General features: G+C 63.0%; 16 protein-coding genes and 1 pseudogene. 10 read left to right on the forward strand and 7 right to left on the reverse strand.

Features of this window, described 5'->3' with window-relative positions; genetic code table 11:
- Nucleotides 1–7 precede the first annotated feature (7 nt).
- From nuoL to FFI89_RS34360, 8 genes are all read left to right on the forward strand, one after another.
- On the forward strand, nt 8–2,098 hold the full coding sequence (nuoL, locus tag FFI89_RS16050) for an NADH-quinone oxidoreductase subunit L (RefSeq protein ID WP_138838111.1): 2,091 nt from the start codon (nt 8–10) through the stop codon (nt 2,096–2,098).
- Nucleotides 2,098–3,606, forward strand: a complete 1,509-nt coding sequence (locus tag FFI89_RS16055) for an NADH-quinone oxidoreductase subunit M (RefSeq protein WP_138838114.1) — start codon at nt 2,098–2,100, stop codon at nt 3,604–3,606. Before nuoL ends, FFI89_RS16055 begins: the two co-directional genes overlap by 1 nt.
- A gap of 10 nt (nt 3,607–3,616) precedes the next feature.
- The gene (gene nuoN, locus FFI89_RS16060; RefSeq protein ID WP_138838116.1) at nt 3,617–5,053 is read left to right on the forward strand and encodes an NADH-quinone oxidoreductase subunit NuoN; all 1,437 of its coding nucleotides are present in this window, start codon (nt 3,617–3,619) and stop codon (nt 5,051–5,053) included.
- A gap of 100 nt (nt 5,054–5,153) precedes the next feature.
- Complete coding sequence (locus tag FFI89_RS16065; RefSeq protein WP_138838118.1) at nt 5,154–5,966, forward strand: biotin--[acetyl-CoA-carboxylase] ligase; 813 nt, start codon at nt 5,154–5,156, stop codon at nt 5,964–5,966.
- Nucleotides 5,966–7,636, forward strand: a complete 1,671-nt coding sequence (locus FFI89_RS16070; RefSeq protein ID WP_138838121.1) for a ribonuclease J — start codon at nt 5,966–5,968, stop codon at nt 7,634–7,636. The genes FFI89_RS16065 and FFI89_RS16070 overlap by 1 nt, the downstream gene beginning before the upstream one ends.
- 24 nt (nt 7,637–7,660) lie before the next feature.
- Complete coding sequence (gene mce, locus FFI89_RS16075) at nt 7,661–8,065, forward strand: methylmalonyl-CoA epimerase (RefSeq protein ID WP_138838124.1); 405 nt, start codon at nt 7,661–7,663, stop codon at nt 8,063–8,065.
- 6 nt (nt 8,066–8,071) lie between these two features.
- The gene (locus FFI89_RS16080) at nt 8,072–8,347 is read left to right on the forward strand and encodes a DUF1467 family protein (protein WP_138838126.1); all 276 of its coding nucleotides are present in this window, start codon (nt 8,072–8,074) and stop codon (nt 8,345–8,347) included.
- Between the two features lie 26 nt (nt 8,348–8,373).
- Nucleotides 8,374–8,622: a hypothetical protein gene (locus tag FFI89_RS34360; protein WP_168212908.1), complete on the forward strand. Its 249-nt coding sequence runs from the start codon at nt 8,374–8,376 to the stop codon at nt 8,620–8,622.
- A 331-nt stretch (nt 8,623–8,953) separates the two neighbouring features.
- Here the strand turns inward: FFI89_RS34360 and FFI89_RS16090 are convergent, their stop codons facing one another.
- The 4 genes and pseudogenes from FFI89_RS16090 to FFI89_RS35360 all read right to left on the reverse strand — a co-directional run bounded on the left by FFI89_RS16090 (nt 8,954) and on the right by FFI89_RS35360 (nt 12,103).
- Complete coding sequence (locus tag FFI89_RS16090) at nt 8,954–9,715, reverse strand: DUF4239 domain-containing protein (protein ID WP_138838128.1); 762 nt, start codon at nt 9,713–9,715, stop codon at nt 8,954–8,956.
- Between the two features lie 69 nt (nt 9,716–9,784).
- Nucleotides 9,785–11,107 carry a TAXI family TRAP transporter solute-binding subunit gene (locus tag FFI89_RS16095; protein ID WP_138838130.1) on the reverse strand — a complete coding sequence of 441 codons (1,323 nt, stop codon included), beginning with the start codon at nt 11,105–11,107 and terminating at the stop codon, nt 9,785–9,787.
- 110 nt (nt 11,108–11,217) lie between these two features.
- Nucleotides 11,218–11,307: pseudogene (locus FFI89_RS16100) on the reverse strand (SUMF1/EgtB/PvdO family nonheme iron enzyme); the annotation flags it as partial.
- A gap of 199 nt (nt 11,308–11,506) precedes the next feature.
- Nucleotides 11,507–12,103, reverse strand: a complete 597-nt coding sequence (locus tag FFI89_RS35360) for a PilZ domain-containing protein (protein WP_371722491.1) — start codon at nt 12,101–12,103, stop codon at nt 11,507–11,509.
- A gap of 185 nt (nt 12,104–12,288) precedes the next feature.
- On the opposite strand from FFI89_RS35360, the gene FFI89_RS16110 reads away from it, so the two are divergent.
- A complete protein-coding gene (locus FFI89_RS16110) occupies nt 12,289–12,636 on the forward strand; it encodes a hypothetical protein (RefSeq protein WP_138838132.1) in 348 nt (115 codons plus the stop codon).
- A gap of 23 nt (nt 12,637–12,659) precedes the next feature.
- Here FFI89_RS16110 and FFI89_RS16115 read toward each other — a convergent pair whose 3' ends face one another.
- The gene (locus FFI89_RS16115; protein ID WP_138838135.1) at nt 12,660–13,850 is read right to left on the reverse strand and encodes a DUF1501 domain-containing protein; all 1,191 of its coding nucleotides are present in this window, start codon (nt 13,848–13,850) and stop codon (nt 12,660–12,662) included.
- 34 nt (nt 13,851–13,884) lie between these two features.
- Nucleotides 13,885–15,420 (reverse strand): DUF1800 domain-containing protein, encoded by a 1,536-nt coding sequence (locus FFI89_RS16120; RefSeq protein ID WP_138838137.1) that lies wholly within the window; start codon nt 15,418–15,420, stop codon nt 13,885–13,887.
- Nucleotides 15,421–15,629: 209 nt separating this feature from the next.
- Between FFI89_RS16120 and FFI89_RS16125 the strand changes: the two genes are divergently transcribed.
- Entirely contained in the window at nt 15,630–15,977 is a 348-nt protein-coding gene (locus FFI89_RS16125) for a hypothetical protein (protein WP_138838139.1), read from the forward strand.
- Here FFI89_RS16125 and FFI89_RS16130 read toward each other — a convergent pair whose 3' ends face one another.
- The gene (locus FFI89_RS16130) at nt 15,978–16,385 is read right to left on the reverse strand and encodes a globin (RefSeq protein WP_138838142.1); all 408 of its coding nucleotides are present in this window, start codon (nt 16,383–16,385) and stop codon (nt 15,978–15,980) included. It abuts the gene before it with no gap.
- Nucleotides 16,386–16,430 lie beyond the last annotated feature (45 nt).

Below are 16,430 nucleotides of genomic sequence, written 5' to 3' on the forward strand. Positions count from 1 at the left end.
GGCAATTATGATTCAGGCAATTGTCTTTCTGCCGCTGCTGGGCGCCATCCTGGCCGGCCTGATCGCCGTGTTCGGGGCGCATGCGCGTAACCCGAGCGGCGATGTGGTCGAGCATCACGACGACGGGCATGGCGCCGACGCGCATGCCGCGACCGCCCATGACGACACCGCCCATGACGACCATGGCCACGACGATCACGGCCACGACGACCATCATGTCTCGGAACCGGCGGCGCAGGGTTCGCGCGCGGCCGAGCTGATCACGACCTGTCTTTTGATGATTTCGGCCGCACTCTCCTGGGTGACGCTGGTCGATGTCGGCTTCATGCACCACGACGCGCGGATCGCGCTGTTTCCCTGGATCAGTTCCGGCGACCTGCAGATCTCCTGGGCGCTGCGGGTCGACACGCTGACCGCCGTGATGCTGGTGGTGGTCAATACCGTGTCCTCGCTGGTTCACCTCTATTCCATCGGTTACATGGACGAGGATCCGTACCGGCCGCGGTTCTTTGGCTATCTCAGCCTGTTCACCTTCGCGATGCTGATGCTGGTGACCGCGGACAATCTGGTCCAGCTGTTCTTCGGCTGGGAAGGCGTCGGTCTGGCGAGCTATCTCCTGATCGGGTTCTGGTACCAGAAGCCGTCGGCGAATGCGGCGGCGATCAAGGCCTTCGTGGTCAACCGCGTCGGCGACTTCGGCTTCGCGCTCGGCATTTTCGCGATCTTCGCGCTGGTCGGCTCGACCGACTTCGAGACCATCTTCGCGGGCGCGCCGGGTCTAACAGGCAAGACCATCGATTTCTTCGGCTGGCACGCCGATGCGCTGACCCTGACCTGCCTGTTGCTGTTCATGGGCGCGATGGGCAAGTCCGCCCAGTTCCTGCTGCACACCTGGTTGCCGGACGCGATGGAAGGTCCGACCCCGGTCTCGGCGCTGATCCATGCCGCGACCATGGTCACCGCCGGCGTCTTCATGGTGGCGCGGCTGTCGCCGTTGTTTGAACTCGCGCCGAATGCGCAGGCCGTGGTGATGTTCTTCGGCGCCACCACCGCCTTCTTCGCGGCCACCGTCGGCCTCGTGCAGAACGACATCAAGCGCATCGTCGCCTACTCGACCTGTTCGCAGCTCGGCTACATGTTCGTGGCGATGGGGGCAGGGGCCTATTCGGTCGGCATGTTCCACCTGTTCACCCACGCCTTCTTCAAGGCGCTGCTGTTCTTAGGCTCAGGCTCGGTGATCTACGCGATGCACCACGAACAGGACATCCGCAACATGGGCGGGCTGTGGCGCAAGATCCCGTACACCTTTGCGGTGATGTGCATCGGCACCCTGGCGCTGACCGGCTTTCCGCTGTTCGCAGGGTATTTCTCCAAGGATGCGATCATCGAATCCGCCTATGCGGCGCATAACCCGTTCTCGACCTATGCCTACATCCTGACGATCGCGGCCGCAGGTCTCACGTCGTTCTATTCCTGGCGTCTGATCTTCAAGACCTTCTTCGGTGAGCCGCACGACCAGGAGCACTACGAGGCGGCGCACGAAAGCCCCATCTGGATGCTGGTCCCGATCGGCGTGCTGGCCGCGGGCTCGATCCTGGCCGGCTTCCCGTTCAAGGAGCTGTTCGTCAGCCATCACGGCGTGGAGGAATTCTTCCGCGAGTCCGTGAAGATGAACCCGCACATCCTCGAGGACATGGAGCACATGCCGAGCTGGCTCGCACCGCTGCCCACCGTGATGATGGCGCTCGGCCTATTCGTCTCGTACATGTTCTATATCCGCAGGCCCTATCTGCCGGTCGAGCTCGCCAACCAGCAGCCGATGCTTTACCAGTTCCTGCTCAACAAGTGGTATTTCGACGAGCTGTACGATCTCATCTTCGTCCGTCCGACCAAGTGGCTCGGCCGCTTTCTCTGGAAGAAGGGCGACGGCTTCCTCATCGACGGCTTCGGGCCTGATGGCGTCTCGGCCGGCGTGCTCGACATCACCCGCAACGTCGTCAAAATCCAGACCGGCTATCTCTATCACTACGCCTTTGCGATGCTGATTGGCGTGGCCGGCCTGATCACCTGGTTCATGTTCGGCTTGGGAGGCCAGTAATGACAACCTGGCCCATCCTTTCGATCGTCACGTTCCTGCCGGTGTTCGGCGCGTTGCTGATCTATCTCAGCCGCGGCGACGATGAAGCCGCCCGGCGCAATGCGCGCTGGATCGCGCTCTGGACCACGCTCGTCACTTTCGCGGTGTCGCTGATTCTGGTGTGGCGGTACGACCCGGCGCAGCCGGACTTCCAGTTCGTCGAGAAGGCGAACTGGTTGGCGTCCGGCATCACCTATCACATGGGTGTCGACGGCATTTCGCTGCCGTTCGTGATTCTCACCACCGCGCTGATGCCGTTCTGCATCATCGCGAGCTGGAAGTCGGTCACGATGCGGGTGCGCGAATACATGATGGCGTTCCTGCTTCTGGAAACGCTGATGATCGGCACCTTCTCGGCGCTCGATCTCCTGCTGTTCTATCTGTTCTTCGAAGGCGGCCTGATCCCGATGTTCCTGATCATCGGCGTCTGGGGCGGCCCGCGTCGGGTCTACGCCTCCTTCAAGTTCTTCCTCTACACGCTGCTCGGCTCGGTGCTGATGCTGCTCGCGATCATGGCGCTGTACTGGAACGCCGGGACAACTGATATTCCGACCCTGATGCACACCGCCGTGCCGCGCTCCTTGCAGACATGGGCCTGGCTGGCGTTCTTTGCCTCGTTTGCGGTGAAGATGCCGATGTGGCCGGTGCACACCTGGCTGCCGGACGCCCACGTCGAGGCGCCCACGGCGGGCTCGGTGGTTCTCGCCGCGATCCTGCTGAAGATGGGCGGCTACGGCTTCCTGCGCTTCTCGCTGCCGATGTTCCCGCTGGCGTCGCAGGAATTCGCGCCGCTGATCTTCTCGCTGTCGGCGATTGCGATCATCTACACCTCGCTGGTGGCGCTGATGCAGGAAGACATCAAGAAGCTGATTGCCTATTCGTCGGTCGCCCATATGGGCTTCGTCACCATGGGCATCTTTGCGGCCACCACGCAGGGCGTGGCCGGCGGCGTGTTCCAGATGATCTCGCACGGCATCGTGTCCGGCGCGCTGTTCCTTTGTGTCGGCATCGTCTACGACCGCATGCACACCCGCGAGATCGCGGCCTATGGCGGCCTGGTGAACCGGATGCCGCTGTATGCGCTGGTGTTCATGGTCTTCACCATGGCCAATGTCGGTCTGCCCGGCACGTCCGGCTTCGTCGGCGAATTCATGACGCTGATCGGCACCTTCAAGGTCTCGATCCCGACCGCGACCTTCGCGACCTTGGGCGTGATCCTGTCGGCGGCCTACGCGCTGTGGCTCTACCGCAAGGTGGTGTTCGGCGCGTTGGTGAAACCGTCGCTGGCGAGCATCAAGGACCTCACCTTCCGCGAGAGCCTTCTGATGTTCCCGCTGGTCGCGCTCACCATCCTGTTCGGCGTCTATCCGAAGCCGGTGCTCGACATGTCGGCGGCCTCGGTTCAGCAACTCGTCAACAATTACCAAACTGCCGTGACTGCCGTGAAGGCAGCCGCGCTGGTGCAATAAGGCCTTCGCCATGAGCTTTTCGAGTGCAGGTTATCAGTTGCAGCCGGTGCTGCCGGAGCTCGTGCTGGCGTTCGGCGCCATGGCTCTGTTGATGCTCGGAGCCTATCGCGGGCAGGGGACGACCCGGCTCGTCACCACCCTTGCGGTATGCCTGCTGGTCGTCACCGGCGCGTTGGAGCTGATGCTGCCGGCCGGCAAGCTCACAACCTTCGGCGGCAGCTTCGTCGTCGACGACTTCGCCCGCTTCCTGAAGATCCTCGCCCTGATCGGCTCGGGCGTGACCCTGATCCTGGCGACGGAATTCCTGTCGGATCCGTCGCGGCGGATCTTCGAATTTTCGATCCTGGTGCTGCTCTCGACGCTCGGCATGATGGTGCTGATCTCGGCCGCCGACCTGATCATGCTCTATCTCGGGCTCGAACTGATGAGCCTTGCGCTCTACGTGGTCGCGTCCAGCAACCGCGACAACGCCAAGTCGACCGAAGCCGGCCTGAAGTATTTCGTTCTCGGCGCGCTGTCCTCGGGCATGCTGCTGTACGGCGCCTCGCTGATCTACGGCTTTACCGGCACCGTCAGCTTTGCCGGCATCGCCGCTGCCGCGACGTCAGGCAGCATCGGTATCGTTTTCGGCATCGTGTTCCTGCTGGCGGGCCTCTGCTTCAAGGTCTCGGCCGTGCCGTTCCACATGTGGACGCCCGACGTTTATGAGGGCGCGCCGACGCCGGTCACGGCGTTCTTTGCCTCGGCGCCGAAGGTGGCGGCGCTGGCGGTGTTCACCCGTGTGACGCTGACCGCGTTCCCCGGCATCGTCTCGCAATGGCAGCAGATCATCGTGTTCGTGGCGATCGCCTCGATGGTGCTGGGCTCGTTTGCCGCGATCGGGCAGAAGAACATCAAGCGCCTGATGGCCTATTCGTCGATCGGCCATATGGGATTTGCACTGGTCGGCCTCGCCTCCGGCACCGTCGAGGGCGCGCAGGGCGTACTGGTCTATGCCGCGATCTATGTCGCGATGACCTTGGGCTCCTTCTCGGTGATCCTGACCATGAAGCGCAACGGCCAGGCGGTGGAGCAGATCAGCGATTTTGCCGGCCTCTCGCGCACCAATCCGCTGCTCGCCTTCTTCTTTGCGATGCTGCTGTTCTCGCTGGCCGGCATTCCGCCGCTCGCGGGCTTCTTTGCCAAATGGTACGTGTTCGTCGCCGCGATCAACGCCCATCTGTTCACGCTCGCCGTCATCGGCGTGCTCTCCAGCGTGGTCGGCGCCTACTACTATCTCACCATCATCAAGGTGATGTATTTCGAGGAACCGCTGCCGGTGCTCGATCCGATGCGAATGGAGTTGCGCCTCGTGCTGGCGGCAGCCGGCCTGTTCAACATCTTCTTTGCCGTGCTTCCCGGGCCGCTGGTCAGCGTCGCCACGGCCGCGGCGAAGTCGCTTTTTTAGGGCATGATCCCAAAAAGTGGATCCCGGTTTTTGGAGAAGATCATGCCCAAAATAAACATCAACACCAGGCCGGCTTTGGCTAAGCCGGATCAGCCCTGAGATGACGTTCGCGCTCGGTCCCCGAGCCGCATCGGCGGGCTACCGCCTGTTTGCCTTCGACAAGGCCGGTTCAACCAATGCGGAAGCCATGTCGCGTGCGCGCGACGGCGAGCGCAGCCCGGCCTGGTTCGTCACCTCGGAGCAGACCGCGGGACGGGGCCGCCGGCAGCGCGCCTGGATCGCGCCGCGCGGCAACCTCGCCAGCAGCGTGCTTGAAATCCTGGACGTATCGCCATCGGTCGCGGCCACGCTGGGCTTTGCCGCGGGCCTTTCGCTCGAAAGCGCGCTACAGAAGCTCAGCATAGAGGCCAACATGCGTTTGGCCGGATCGGATCAATTGAAATACTCCCTGAAGTGGCCGAACGACGTGTTGGCCGGGCAGAAAAAACTCTCCGGTATCCTGCTGGAGGCCGAAGCCGTGCCCGGCGACCGCCTCGCCGTCGTGATCGGCATCGGTACCAATGTGGTGGGCGCGCCCGAGGGGACGCCGACGCCGGCGACCTCGCTGGCCACGCTCGGCGTCCATGTCGGCGCGGAAGAGCTGTTTTCGGCGCTGTCGGACGCCTGGGTCGAATTCCGCGGCATCTGGGACAATGGCCGCGGCTTTGCCGAGATCCGAAGACTGTGGCTGGAGCGCGCCGCCGGGCTCGGCGAGCGGGTCGCCATCAATACCGGCACCGTGACGGTCGAGGGGACCTTCGATACCATCGACGAGACCGGCTGCCTGATCGTCCGCACGGCCGAGGGCAAGCGCATGCCGATCGCGGCGGGTGAGGTCTATTTCGGCGCGGCAGCTTCCGCGGGAGCGGCGTGATGGCGCGGCCGGATGAACTGACCTTTGCGCCGCTTGGCGGCGTCGGCGAGATCGGCATGAACCTGTCGATCTACGGGCTCGGCAACCGCCACCAGCGGTCGTGGCTCGCGGTCGATCTCGGCGTCTCCTTTGGCGACGAGGAGCATCTGCCGGGCATCGACCTGATCATGCCCGACATCCGCTTCCTGGAAAAGGAACGCAAGAACCTGATGGGCCTGGTGCTGACGCACGCCCATGAGGATCATTTCGGGGCCATCATCGATCTCTGGCCGAAGCTGCAATGCCCGATCTACGCCACAAAATTCAGCGCCGCCTTGTTCGAGGCCAAATGCGCCGCCGAGCGCAACGCGCCGAAAATCCCGGTCACGGTGGTGCCGTCGGGCGGTCGCATCGACCTCGGGCCGTTCAATGTCGAGTTCATTCCGGTTGCCCACTCGATTCCGGAATCGCACGCGTTGGCGATCCATACGTCGGTCGGCACCGTGCTGCATACCGGCGATTGGAAGATCGATCCGACGCCGATCATCGGGCTGCCGACCGACGAGCGGCGCCTGCGCGAGCTCGGCGATGCCGGCGTGCTGGCGCTGATCGGCGATTCCACCAACGCGGTGCGGGAAGGGCGCTCGCCCTCGGAAACCGAGGTCGCCGCCACCATTACCAAGCTCGTGAAAGCTGCCAAGGGCCGCGTCGCGGTCACCACCTTTGCCTCCAATGTCGCCCGCCTCAAGGCCGTCGCAGACGCCGCAAAGGCCGCCGATCGCGAGGTGGTTGTGGTCGGCCGCGCCATGGAGCGCGTGGTCCAGGTGGCGCGCGAGACCGGTTTTCTCGACGGCGTGCAGAACTTCCGCGGCGCCGATCTCTACGGCCACTTCCCGCCGGACAAGGTGCTGGCGCTGTGCACCGGTAGCCAGGGCGAAGCCCGCGCGGCGCTGGCGCGGATCGCCAATGACGACCATCCGCAGGTCACCCTGAACCAGGGCGACACCGTGATCTTTTCCTCGCGCACCATTCCCGGCAACGAGAAGGCGGTCGGCGCCATCATCAATGGCCTGGTGACCCAGGGCATCGAGGTCATCACCGACCGCACGGACCTCGTCCATGTCTCCGGCCATCCGCGCCGCGACGAGTTGCGCGACATGATTTCGTGGGTGCGGCCGCAGCTCCTGATCCCGGTCCACGGCGAGCCGCTGCATCTGCACGAGCACGCCAAACTCGCGCGTGCCGCCGGGGTGCCGAAAGTGCTGATCTGCCGCAACGGCGACCTGGTCAAGCTCGGGCCCGGCGACCCCGGCATCATCGAACAACTGCCGTCGGGGCGGCTGTACAAGGACGGCAACATCCTGGAGGATTCCAAGTCGCGCGCCGTGGTCGAGCGGCGGCGGATGGGCTTTGCCGGCTGCGCCTTTGTGGCGATTGCGGTCACCGAAAAAGGCGAGTTATCCGACGATCCCGAGGTTGATCTCGTCGGTATCCCCGAGAAGAATGCGGCCGGCGAGGTCATCGACGAGATCGTGTTCGATGTGGTGGTTTCGACGGTCGAGAACCTGCCGCGTGCGCGCCGGCGCGATCCGGATGCGATGGCTGAGTCGGTGCGCCGCGCGGTGCGGGCCGTCATCAACGAGCACTGGGGCAAGAAACCGATCTGCCTCGTTCACGTCCTGACGGTTTGATAAAACAATAAGTGGAGGAGTGTCATGCTGGGTCGGCTCAATCATGTCGCGATCGCGGTCAAGGATGCGGAAAAGGCCGCCAGGATCTATGGCGGCGCGTTCGGCGCCGAGATCTCCGGCGCGGTGCCGCTGCCGGAGCACGGCGTCATCACCGTGTTCGTGACGCTGCCCAACACCAAGATCGAGTTCATCCAGCCGCTCGGCGAGACATCGCCGATCGCCAAATTCGTCGAGCGCAATGCCGACGGCGGCATTCATCACATCTGCTATGACGTGCCCGACATCATCGCGGCACGCGATACCCTGATTGCGCAGGGCGCGCGGGTGCTCGGTGACGGCGTGCCGAAGATCGGCGCCCACGGCAAGCCGGTGCTGTTCTTCCACCCCAAGGATTTTTCCGGCGCGCTCGTCGAAATCGAACAGGCTTAGAGCTCCATGGTCTACAGCCTCTCAACCGCGTTTGCGATTTACTTCGTGCTGTGGTGGATCGTGCTGTTCCTGACGCTGCCGTTCGGCGTGCGCAGCCAGCACGAGGACGGCGAGGCGGCGCCCGGCACCGATCCCGGCGCGCCGGTGCTGGCGCGGATGGGACGCAAGCTGATCTGGACCACGCTGATCTCGGGCGTGATTTTCGCGGTCGCGATGTGGGCCTATTATCAGGGTTATTTCAACATCGAGCGGCTGTCGAAGCTGATGGGAATGCCGTTCTAGGCCCGCGCGGACAGGAGGAGGGACACATGCACGTTACACTGCGCGGTCTCGGCCTGGTTTTTCTGCTGCTGTGCGCATCGGCTGGCGCGGCGTCCGCGATGGATCCATCCGCCACGGAAGAGACCAATTGCCTGATGGCCTGCGACGCCAATCAGGAACATTGCGCATCGACCCCGCACGTTGCGTCGCCAAGGAACTATTCAGTGGCCGCGCATGCGTCGTCGGTGAAGACCAAGGCGCTCGTCAGCTCGCGCCGGCCGATCCAGGGACGCTGAAAAGCGTCGTCGGCAGGACCGCCTCCTGGCCGGAAGCGGCTTTCACGTGAAGGCAACGCCGATCCGCTTGTCCTTCCGCCAATCATCGGCTCACCAGTCGTCGTGATCGAGCAGACGATGCCTTCCACCGCATCGGCTAAAGCCGGCACGCACTCCCGAACGGAGCGACTGAGATGTTCGCGATGGAGAACCCACATATTTCAGTAAGCCGTCGGTTGATCTGCAGATAGCGGCAGTCAGCGGAGAGAACCGCCAGGCCGATCGGCGTCACGCTTGCGGTTCCCGGCCAACGAGCGCCTCCTTACATTGCGTATGTCCTGACCACCGGAGCTCACGAGCTCAGCGGCAACAGCGCATCCCGCAGTATCGCGCTTGAAATCCCCATGAGTCCCGTGAAGGGATCATCCAGCTCCAGGACCAGAAAGATCGCGCCGGCAAACGACAGCGCACATACAAACAGAGAGATCGTGACGACCGTGTTTGCCCGCGCAAACAGGGTGACGCTCACAAAGATCGCGCTCAGCCAAAATACCACAATTACCAGAAAAGGCGTCGGAATTGAGCTGCCGGCCTGCGTGAACAACTGCAGTCGCATCTGCGCGCCTTCCGTGAAAGCCGCAATGGCGCGAGACTGTAGGGAACGTTGCGTATCGTTGTTCGGCGATAGCCGCTGGAGCTCATTGTCGAATGCGTGTGCCTCCACGCCGGACTCGAAGCGAGCGGGTTGGCCGGCCGGGTTCGCCTGCTCGTGCCAAATGCGATCGGCCAACGGTGGTATGCTCTGCCGCAGGAGCTTTCGGAGAGATGTTGCTTCCGGACCGTACTGCGCAAGCAGATCGTCCAGGACGATGACCGTTGAGGTCATCTGCCGGACCTGGTTGGTTTTCTGGTCGAACGTATTTTTGGCGGATGCGATCAACAGACCCAGGACGAGTGCGGTCAGAGTGCCAATCAGGCCCGCGGTCAGCTTGACGACGTCCTTGGAATCCGCGTGCAGATGGTGTTCCGACAATAGCGGCCGGACAGCCATTCCAACCAGCGCGCCGCCAAATATCACCGCGAACACAAGGAGCGAGATCAATAGGTCCTTCATACCCGCGAATTCTCCGCCATCTTGAAAGAACTCATGGCTTCGGGCTCCCCAAAATCCGCCCACATCTTCTCAGGCGGCGGACACGATCCCCGGTCTCGCCGCAAGCAACATTCGCCGATCGTGAATCAGGTTCTCCAGCCGATGAGCTGCGACATTCAATGTGGAAGCATCGATCGCGTTTTCGTCGCCGCTCGCCGCCAGCGCGCGCTGTGCCCTCAGAATGCCGTCGATTTCATCTTCGATCGTTTCGAGTTCGGCGTCGGTAGCGGCTTTACGTATCCGTCGTGCCAGGGCGTAGAGTGAATCGAGCGGGCCTTGAATGGTTTCCGGATTCCCGATCCCCAGGAACTTCCAGGCCGCCGCGAGCACCGAGGCGATGCCGCCCAATATCATTGGCGCCAGAAATATCTCGTTTGAGTATTGATCCATGAAGCTCTGTTGCGTGCCGTTGTAGAACGCCGCTGCTCCGGGATGGACGGGAATAAAGGCATCGGAGTCGGTGCTGGCGGCGGCGATTTGCGCAAAGATCGGCTGTTCGCCGAGCAGCTCTCTCCGCACCCCCATAATGGTCTGCGTCAGTGTCGCGATCGTGTTGGAGCTGAGCTTCTTGTTCGCAACCAGATAGAGCGACGTTCGAAGCGTGGTTAGATCATCCTCGGGCACGGGCGGGACTCCGCGCAGTGTTCCCTTGGGCACGTCGAAGCTTTCATAGGCCCGTTCGGTCTCGGCGATGGCGCCAGCGGAATCGATAGAAATCAGCACCGGCGATGTCTTGGGACCTTGCTGGAAAAATCCCTTGACCAGGGACAAATACTTCTCGGTCAGAGGGATCGCGACCAGCAAGGCGCTGATGTCTTTTGATTGAAACGCCGCCCTGACATCCGCTATCGCGACGTCCTTGAAGACCTTTGCCTTCGACAGGCCATAGGTCTTGCTCAAGACATCGACGAGCCGGGCGTTCGCCTCGCCACCTATCACGCCAACTCGACGATTTTTCAGCGCGTCGATGCTGTCCAGGGATGAACCCGGCGGCGCGACGATCAGCGCGGTCAAATGGGCCAGGATGACGACCGCTTGCGCTTGCGACAGATCGCCGACGTCGCCCCGCACGGCGGCGAGATCGGCTTTCCCGGCCGAAAACGCTTTGGCGGCCTCGACCACAGTGCCGGTGTCGACAATCGTCAACCGCACCGGGGCGTTGTCCGAAACGAGCCGGTTCGCAATGACGGTCATGGCCCTGGCGGCTTCACCATCGATCGAACCGACGGCGACGGTCAGCGCTGTGGGATGCTTGTAGTAGTGATAGGCTAGCACACCTGCACCCGTCCCGAGAACGGCGACGGTCACGAGCAGCACAACGCGAAGCCACATGGGTAGTTTGATTGATTTCAAACGCGTCGCTCCACTCGCATTACCCTTTTCGTTTTTTCACCAAGCCTTCTCTTTTCTTTGCAAGGTCTTCAGACCGGTCCTCGGATAACGTCTGGGGGCGCGTGGTGCCCCATCCAGAAGCCGTCGACCGTGACGCGATGAACGGGGGCTTCCTCGGGGGAGTGATTGCCCGATCCCATGCGGAATGTGCCGCCGGGCATACGACGCGCGTCAAGCGCCGCAAGTACCGAATTGCAGGTACGCAAGTGAAGTGTGCATCCAATTCAACGCGAGGGCAAGCGCGATCGTTGCTGCAACCGCAAGGGGTGTTCGCGCGCCTGTCACGGACCGATCATACAACTATGCATCTCAGTCGTTATGATGGCGCTCGAAGAATAGCCGCACGACCGCCGGCGGCTTTTACGTAAAGGCAACGCCGATCCGCTTGTCCCGGCGCCAGGCGACCTGGCAGCGGCGGCGGGAGTGGTCGCCGGAGGTCACCAGGTTGAACGTTTCGGGGATGCCGAGCGGGCTCGCGACCTCAAGCGCTGCGCCGGTCTCCGAGATATTCCGGATGACGCAATCGATGACGCCGCCATTGAACTCGATCGAAGCCGATTTCAATACCCGTTGCCGCAGCGCCGCGCGCTTGGTCTCCAGCACCTGAAGAGAATCCTGGGCGGCTTGCCCCGCTGCGCCCGGTTGTTGGGACTGCAGCGTTTCGGCGTGCCGCGTGGCGACCGCGATCGCTTCCTCGGTCAGTGTCGGCCTGATCCTGGCCCAGGCGAGTTTGAACCGGACCTGGCAGTCCTTGAAATTGATGGCCGGGCCCCGGTCACCCGGGGTCGCCGGCTGGCCATAGATGTTGCAGCCCCACCACCAGTGCGCGGTGTCGGGCTGCTTCATGATTCGTCCGATCGGAAGACCGCGCCAGACCACCTCAAAGTCGTCATCCCGCTGCACGCCGTCGACGACGGCGGGACGTAACGCAATGGTCTCAAGATCGTTGTCGGTCATCGATCCGGTATGCCCTTTGGCTGGCCAAAATCTGGATGAATCGCGATGTCGGGCCGGCGCAGGCAGGAAATCCGGTTCGGACAAAGTTCGCAAGATGCGATAGTCATATTCCGGGTTTCCACGGGGAAGTTTTCTTCCGGTCCGCTGGAATTTTTTCGGGATTTGAGTGGTTTTGGAGAGCAGGAATGACGTTTCAAAGATGCGTTGTCGGACTTTTGATCCTGATCGTCGCCGGCCTTGCGGGATCGTTCTACATGAACCGGAAGACGCTGGGTCAGCTCCGCACGGTCAAGGCCTTTGTCGAGGGCGCGGTGTTTGCCGACGCGGTCGCGGCCTGCGAGAAGGCGTCGAGCACGACCCCGTTCAAATGGAATGGCGGCAAGCAGACCACCGTGGTCGGCCTGAATTCGGTCAGGCCGGACAAGTACACGGTGATCGCGAGCTATACGTTGGTCGCCGACAGCGTCTATTGCGACTACGACCCGATCAAGAAAAAGGCCGATATCGGATCGAATTTCCTGGAGCGGGAGTAGGGCGCGTCCCCGCTCCGGCGCGCTTAGACGATTCCGAGATCGGCCGGCCGGATCGAGGCGAATATCCGCTCCAGGCTCGGCGTCTGCAGGCCATACATGCGCTGCAGCAGGCCGGCGAACAGGCTTCGATAATCCGTCAGCACCGGGTAATCGCGATTCTGGAACAGGTTTGGCTGTTCGACCTTGACCTGCTCGCCCAAAATCCGGCCGCCATTGATGCCGCCGCCGAGCACCCAATAGGCGCTGCCATGGCCGTGGTCGGTGCCGCGATCGCCGTTTTCCCGGAACGTGCGCCCGAACTCCGAGATCGTGACGACGACGGTGTCGCGCCAGGCCGGGCCGACTTCCTCGGCAAATCCCGCCAGCGCCCGCCCGAGCTCGCCGAGCCGGTCGGCGAGGTAGCCTTGCGCCGCGCCCTGGTTGACATGGGTGTCCCAGCCGCCGACGTCGACGAAACCGAGATTATACTGCTCGCGCATCAGCCGGCCGATCCGGCGGGCGGAAAGCTCGAAGCCGCGTGGCGACACCGCGCCGCGGTTGGCGGCGGTCATTTCCTCCGAGATCGAGCGGTAGACGTCGTCGCGCACCTTGAAACCTTCCTCGACCGCGGATGCGAGATCACTATGCGCATACATCTGCTTGATGAGCTTGGCCTGGCGGTCGTCGATCGCGGGTTTGCCGACGGCGTTGATGCCGACATTGGGGATTTGCGCCTTGCCGCGGAACGTCAGCGGCAACTGGTCGGTAAAGGCAATCGGCTTGACCCGCGTGAGCTCCGCCGCCAGCCGGCTCATGAAGCCGGAGCGGTAGTCGCGCGAGCCGCCGACGGCCTGGCCGAGCTCGATCGTGTCCTGGGTTTCGAAATGGCTGCGGCTGACGTCGTCCGACGGCCCGGCAAACGGAATGAACGCGATCTCGCGCTTGGCCCATAGCGGATAGAGGCTGTCGCGCAGCGCCGGGTGCAGCCCCCAGTCCGAATTCAACGCCAGCGCCGCGTTGGGATTGCCCGCATCCGGCCGGGCGATCGCGAGCGTCGGCCGCGAGGCATAATAGAAATCGCTTCCCGTCGGCACCACGACATTGGCGGCGTCATAGGCGCCGCGCAGGAACACCACCAAAAGCCGCGCGTCGGTGGACGGCGCCGCCCAGACTCTTCCGGCGACCGTCAGCGAGGCGGTGGCGGCAAAGGCCTTGATCAGTTCGCGACGATTCATTAGCAGGCTCCTTTTCGCAAACGCGGCGTGCTTCTCAGTGCATGAATTCCGGCGACGACAGGAACAGCGTATTCCAGTCCTGTGGCGACACCGCCTGGTCCAGCGCGGCTTGCGTGGTGGCGCTCAGCGTCTGCCGCAGGCTGCCGAAGAACAGCGCGTTCTGAATCAGCGGAAACGCCGGCTGGTCCGTCGCATTGGGAACATCGGGCTTGAACAGCCCTGATGATCCCGAGCCGATCTGACGGGCGATCTCGAACCGCACCATCATCTGTCCCGGTCCGTTCCAGGTCGCCGAGGTCAGCGGATAGCCGTCCGGCGTCGGACGGTTGAACAGGCCTTCGGCCAAACGATTCAGCCAGTTCTGGATCGGGTTGGTGTTGAGAATGACCTTGTCGTCATAGGCCATGCGCACGGCCGACAACACGTACTGGACGCTGTCCTTGAACTTGGTGCCTGACTTCAGCGATGTCGTGAATTCGGGAGCGTGGACCATGGTCGACAGCACGGCTGCGATGTCGCCGTCGGTCTTCTGAAAGGTCTGTGCCATGCGCTGGACCAGCGGGGCGGGGGGCGTATCGCTGACGAAATAGGTCGCGAGCTTCTGCGCGATCCGGGTTGCCGTAGCCGGCTGCCGGCACAGAATGTCGAGTGCCTCGTCGACCTCGGCGAGGCCGCGGCCCTTGATCGGGTGACCCAAAAACATCTTGTCGCCGTAGTCGTGCCGCGCCGGGTTGAACTCGAACGCGCCTTCGCGGAACAATTGCGGCTGCAGCTCCGGCTTGAGTTTCGGATCCTCGCCCTTGAGGTCGATGCCGACGCCGGTCAGAATCCGCGCCAGTTCCTCGACGTCGGTTTGGGTGTAGCCGGAGCTGACGCCCATGGTGTGCAGTTCCATGATCTCGCGCGCATAGTTCTCGTTGAGATGGCCGGCGGCGTTGTCGGCATTGTCGAGATAGCGCAGCATCGCCGGATGACGCAGCGTCGCCGACAGCAGGTCGCGGAAGCGTCCCATCGCAAACGGCCGGATCGCGCGATCCTCGTAGTCGCCGATCATGACGCGGATGTTGGCCTTGTAGAGATGCACATTGAAGTGGTTGAACCAGAACCAGACCATCCGTTCCCGCAACTGGTCCGGTGCGTACAGCGCCCGCAGGATGCTGCGCGCCGCCGCCTGCCGACCGCGATCGTTCATGGCCTGCTGAAAAGCCTGCTGCGCCGCCTTCTTCTGTTCGGGGTCGGAGAGCTGATTGGCCGTGCGGCTTTGCTTGTCGAAGGCATTGGCGACGTCGAACGGCAACCGGTGCACGTCAGGCATCGCCTCGATCTGCGACTGCACCGATGGCGGCAGCGCCGGCCGTTCCTTCGGGTGCAGTTGCTCGTCGAGCCAGCGGTCGGTTCCAACAGCCCTAAGATGTTCGGCTGCCGTCGTGGTGACGCCCCATGTCAGCCGGTCCATCAAGGCAAAATCGACTGGCTTCAATTCGCCGGCGGCAGCGGATGCCGCCGACAGCGCCAGCGCCGCACCGCATCCGCAAACGGCAATCCGGAATGATCGTTCGGCTCGGCGCATGTCACTGTCCCGGTAACGGCAGGGCGGCAGTAGAGCGAGTTCCTTCTGAACAAATTCTGAATGGTCGCATCGCAAATCAAACGCAGAACTTGCTGGAAACATGACCTGTTGGGAAATGTGGTGTGATGACGGCCGGCCGCATTCCATTCACAACGCGTTCAGGACCGGGGCATTAAGAAAACGCCGCTCAACATCCGGGGATCCCGACCATGAGAATTTTTGCCGCCGCCATCGTCGCCGGTTCGCTCGCGCTCGCGACTGTCGCCACAACGGTTGCGTTGGCCCAAACCACCGGCGCGCCGGCACCCGCCGGTTCCACCGCGGCAATGCCGCCGGCCGCAGCAGCACCTGCAAGTCCGGCGACCGCTGCGGCGCCTGTGCCGGGCGGAAAAAAGCTCGCTTGCCAGACCGCGTCGCAGGCGGTGAAGGGGCAGGCCAGGAACGACCAGATGCAGCTCTGCATGATGCAGGCGCGGCTCGATTGCCTCAAACAGGCGATCGATCAGAATATCGTCGGGCCGCAGCGCAAGGATTTCATGAAGAGCTGCGTCGAGTAATTACGCCGGTACGGTTTGGGCGACCAGCGCCTCGATCTCGCCGAGCAGGCGACGCCACGCCGCATCGATCTCGGGCGACCAATCCTCGCCCAGGATTTCGCGCAGCGTCCGGGCGACGATGCCGAAGAAGGCGATGAACAGGTCGCGCGGCGTGCCGTAGGCGTCGTGCGAGGAGATCTCGCATTCGATCATGCGGAAATGCCCGGTGCGGGCGCCCGCGAAATCCAGGATCGCGTCGATCGTCAGCGCCAGCATCGAACCCTTGACGGGTTCGCTGCCCTCGGTCCGGAACATGGTCAGCGTTTCCGGGTGCTCGCGATGCAGACGGTCATAAACCAGCGGCGTGATGTCCTCGCAGCGCTCGGCGGCAATCTCGAAACTTCGCTCGATCGGATTCGACGCAGGCATGCTTGTTCGGAGCATCTCTCGATTTTTTTAAAGCGTCGTCTTCGC

It is taken from the genome of Bradyrhizobium sp. KBS0727 (genome assembly GCF_005937885.2).
Taxonomy (GTDB): Bacteria; Pseudomonadota; Alphaproteobacteria; order Rhizobiales; family Xanthobacteraceae; genus Bradyrhizobium.

Bases quoted from the DNA above. Each gene is read 5' to 3' on its own strand.
- FFI89_RS35360 (WP_371722491.1), bottom strand. From the start codon at position 12,103: ATGACCGACAACGATCTTGAGACCATTGCGTTACGTCCCGCCGTCGTC.
- FFI89_RS16115 (WP_138838135.1), bottom strand. From the start codon at position 13,850: ATGAATCGTCGCGAACTGATCAAGGCCTTTGCCGCCACCGCCTCGCTG.
- nuoL (WP_138838111.1), top strand. From the start codon at position 8: ATGATTCAGGCAATTGTCTTTCTGCCGCTGCTGGGCGCCATCCTGGCC.
- FFI89_RS16090 (WP_138838128.1), bottom strand. From the start codon at position 9,715: ATGAAGGACCTATTGATCTCGCTCCTTGTGTTCGCGGTGATATTTGGC.
- FFI89_RS16120 (WP_138838137.1), bottom strand. From the start codon at position 15,420: ATGCGCCGAGCCGAACGATCATTCCGGATTGCCGTTTGCGGATGCGGT.
- FFI89_RS16055 (WP_138838114.1), top strand. From the start codon at position 2,098: ATGACAACCTGGCCCATCCTTTCGATCGTCACGTTCCTGCCGGTGTTC.
- FFI89_RS16080 (WP_138838126.1), top strand. From the start codon at position 8,072: ATGGTCTACAGCCTCTCAACCGCGTTTGCGATTTACTTCGTGCTGTGG.
- FFI89_RS16110 (WP_138838132.1), top strand. From the start codon at position 12,289: ATGACGTTTCAAAGATGCGTTGTCGGACTTTTGATCCTGATCGTCGCC.
- mce (WP_138838124.1), top strand. From the start codon at position 7,661: ATGCTGGGTCGGCTCAATCATGTCGCGATCGCGGTCAAGGATGCGGAA.
- FFI89_RS16130 (WP_138838142.1), bottom strand. From the start codon at position 16,385: ATGCCTGCGTCGAATCCGATCGAGCGAAGTTTCGAGATTGCCGCCGAG.
- FFI89_RS16070 (WP_138838121.1), top strand. From the start codon at position 5,966: ATGGCGCGGCCGGATGAACTGACCTTTGCGCCGCTTGGCGGCGTCGGC.
- FFI89_RS16125 (WP_138838139.1), top strand. From the start codon at position 15,630: ATGAGAATTTTTGCCGCCGCCATCGTCGCCGGTTCGCTCGCGCTCGCG.
- FFI89_RS16065 (WP_138838118.1), top strand. From the start codon at position 5,154: ATGACGTTCGCGCTCGGTCCCCGAGCCGCATCGGCGGGCTACCGCCTG.
- FFI89_RS34360 (WP_168212908.1), top strand. From the start codon at position 8,374: ATGCACGTTACACTGCGCGGTCTCGGCCTGGTTTTTCTGCTGCTGTGC.
- nuoN (WP_138838116.1), top strand. From the start codon at position 3,617: ATGAGCTTTTCGAGTGCAGGTTATCAGTTGCAGCCGGTGCTGCCGGAG.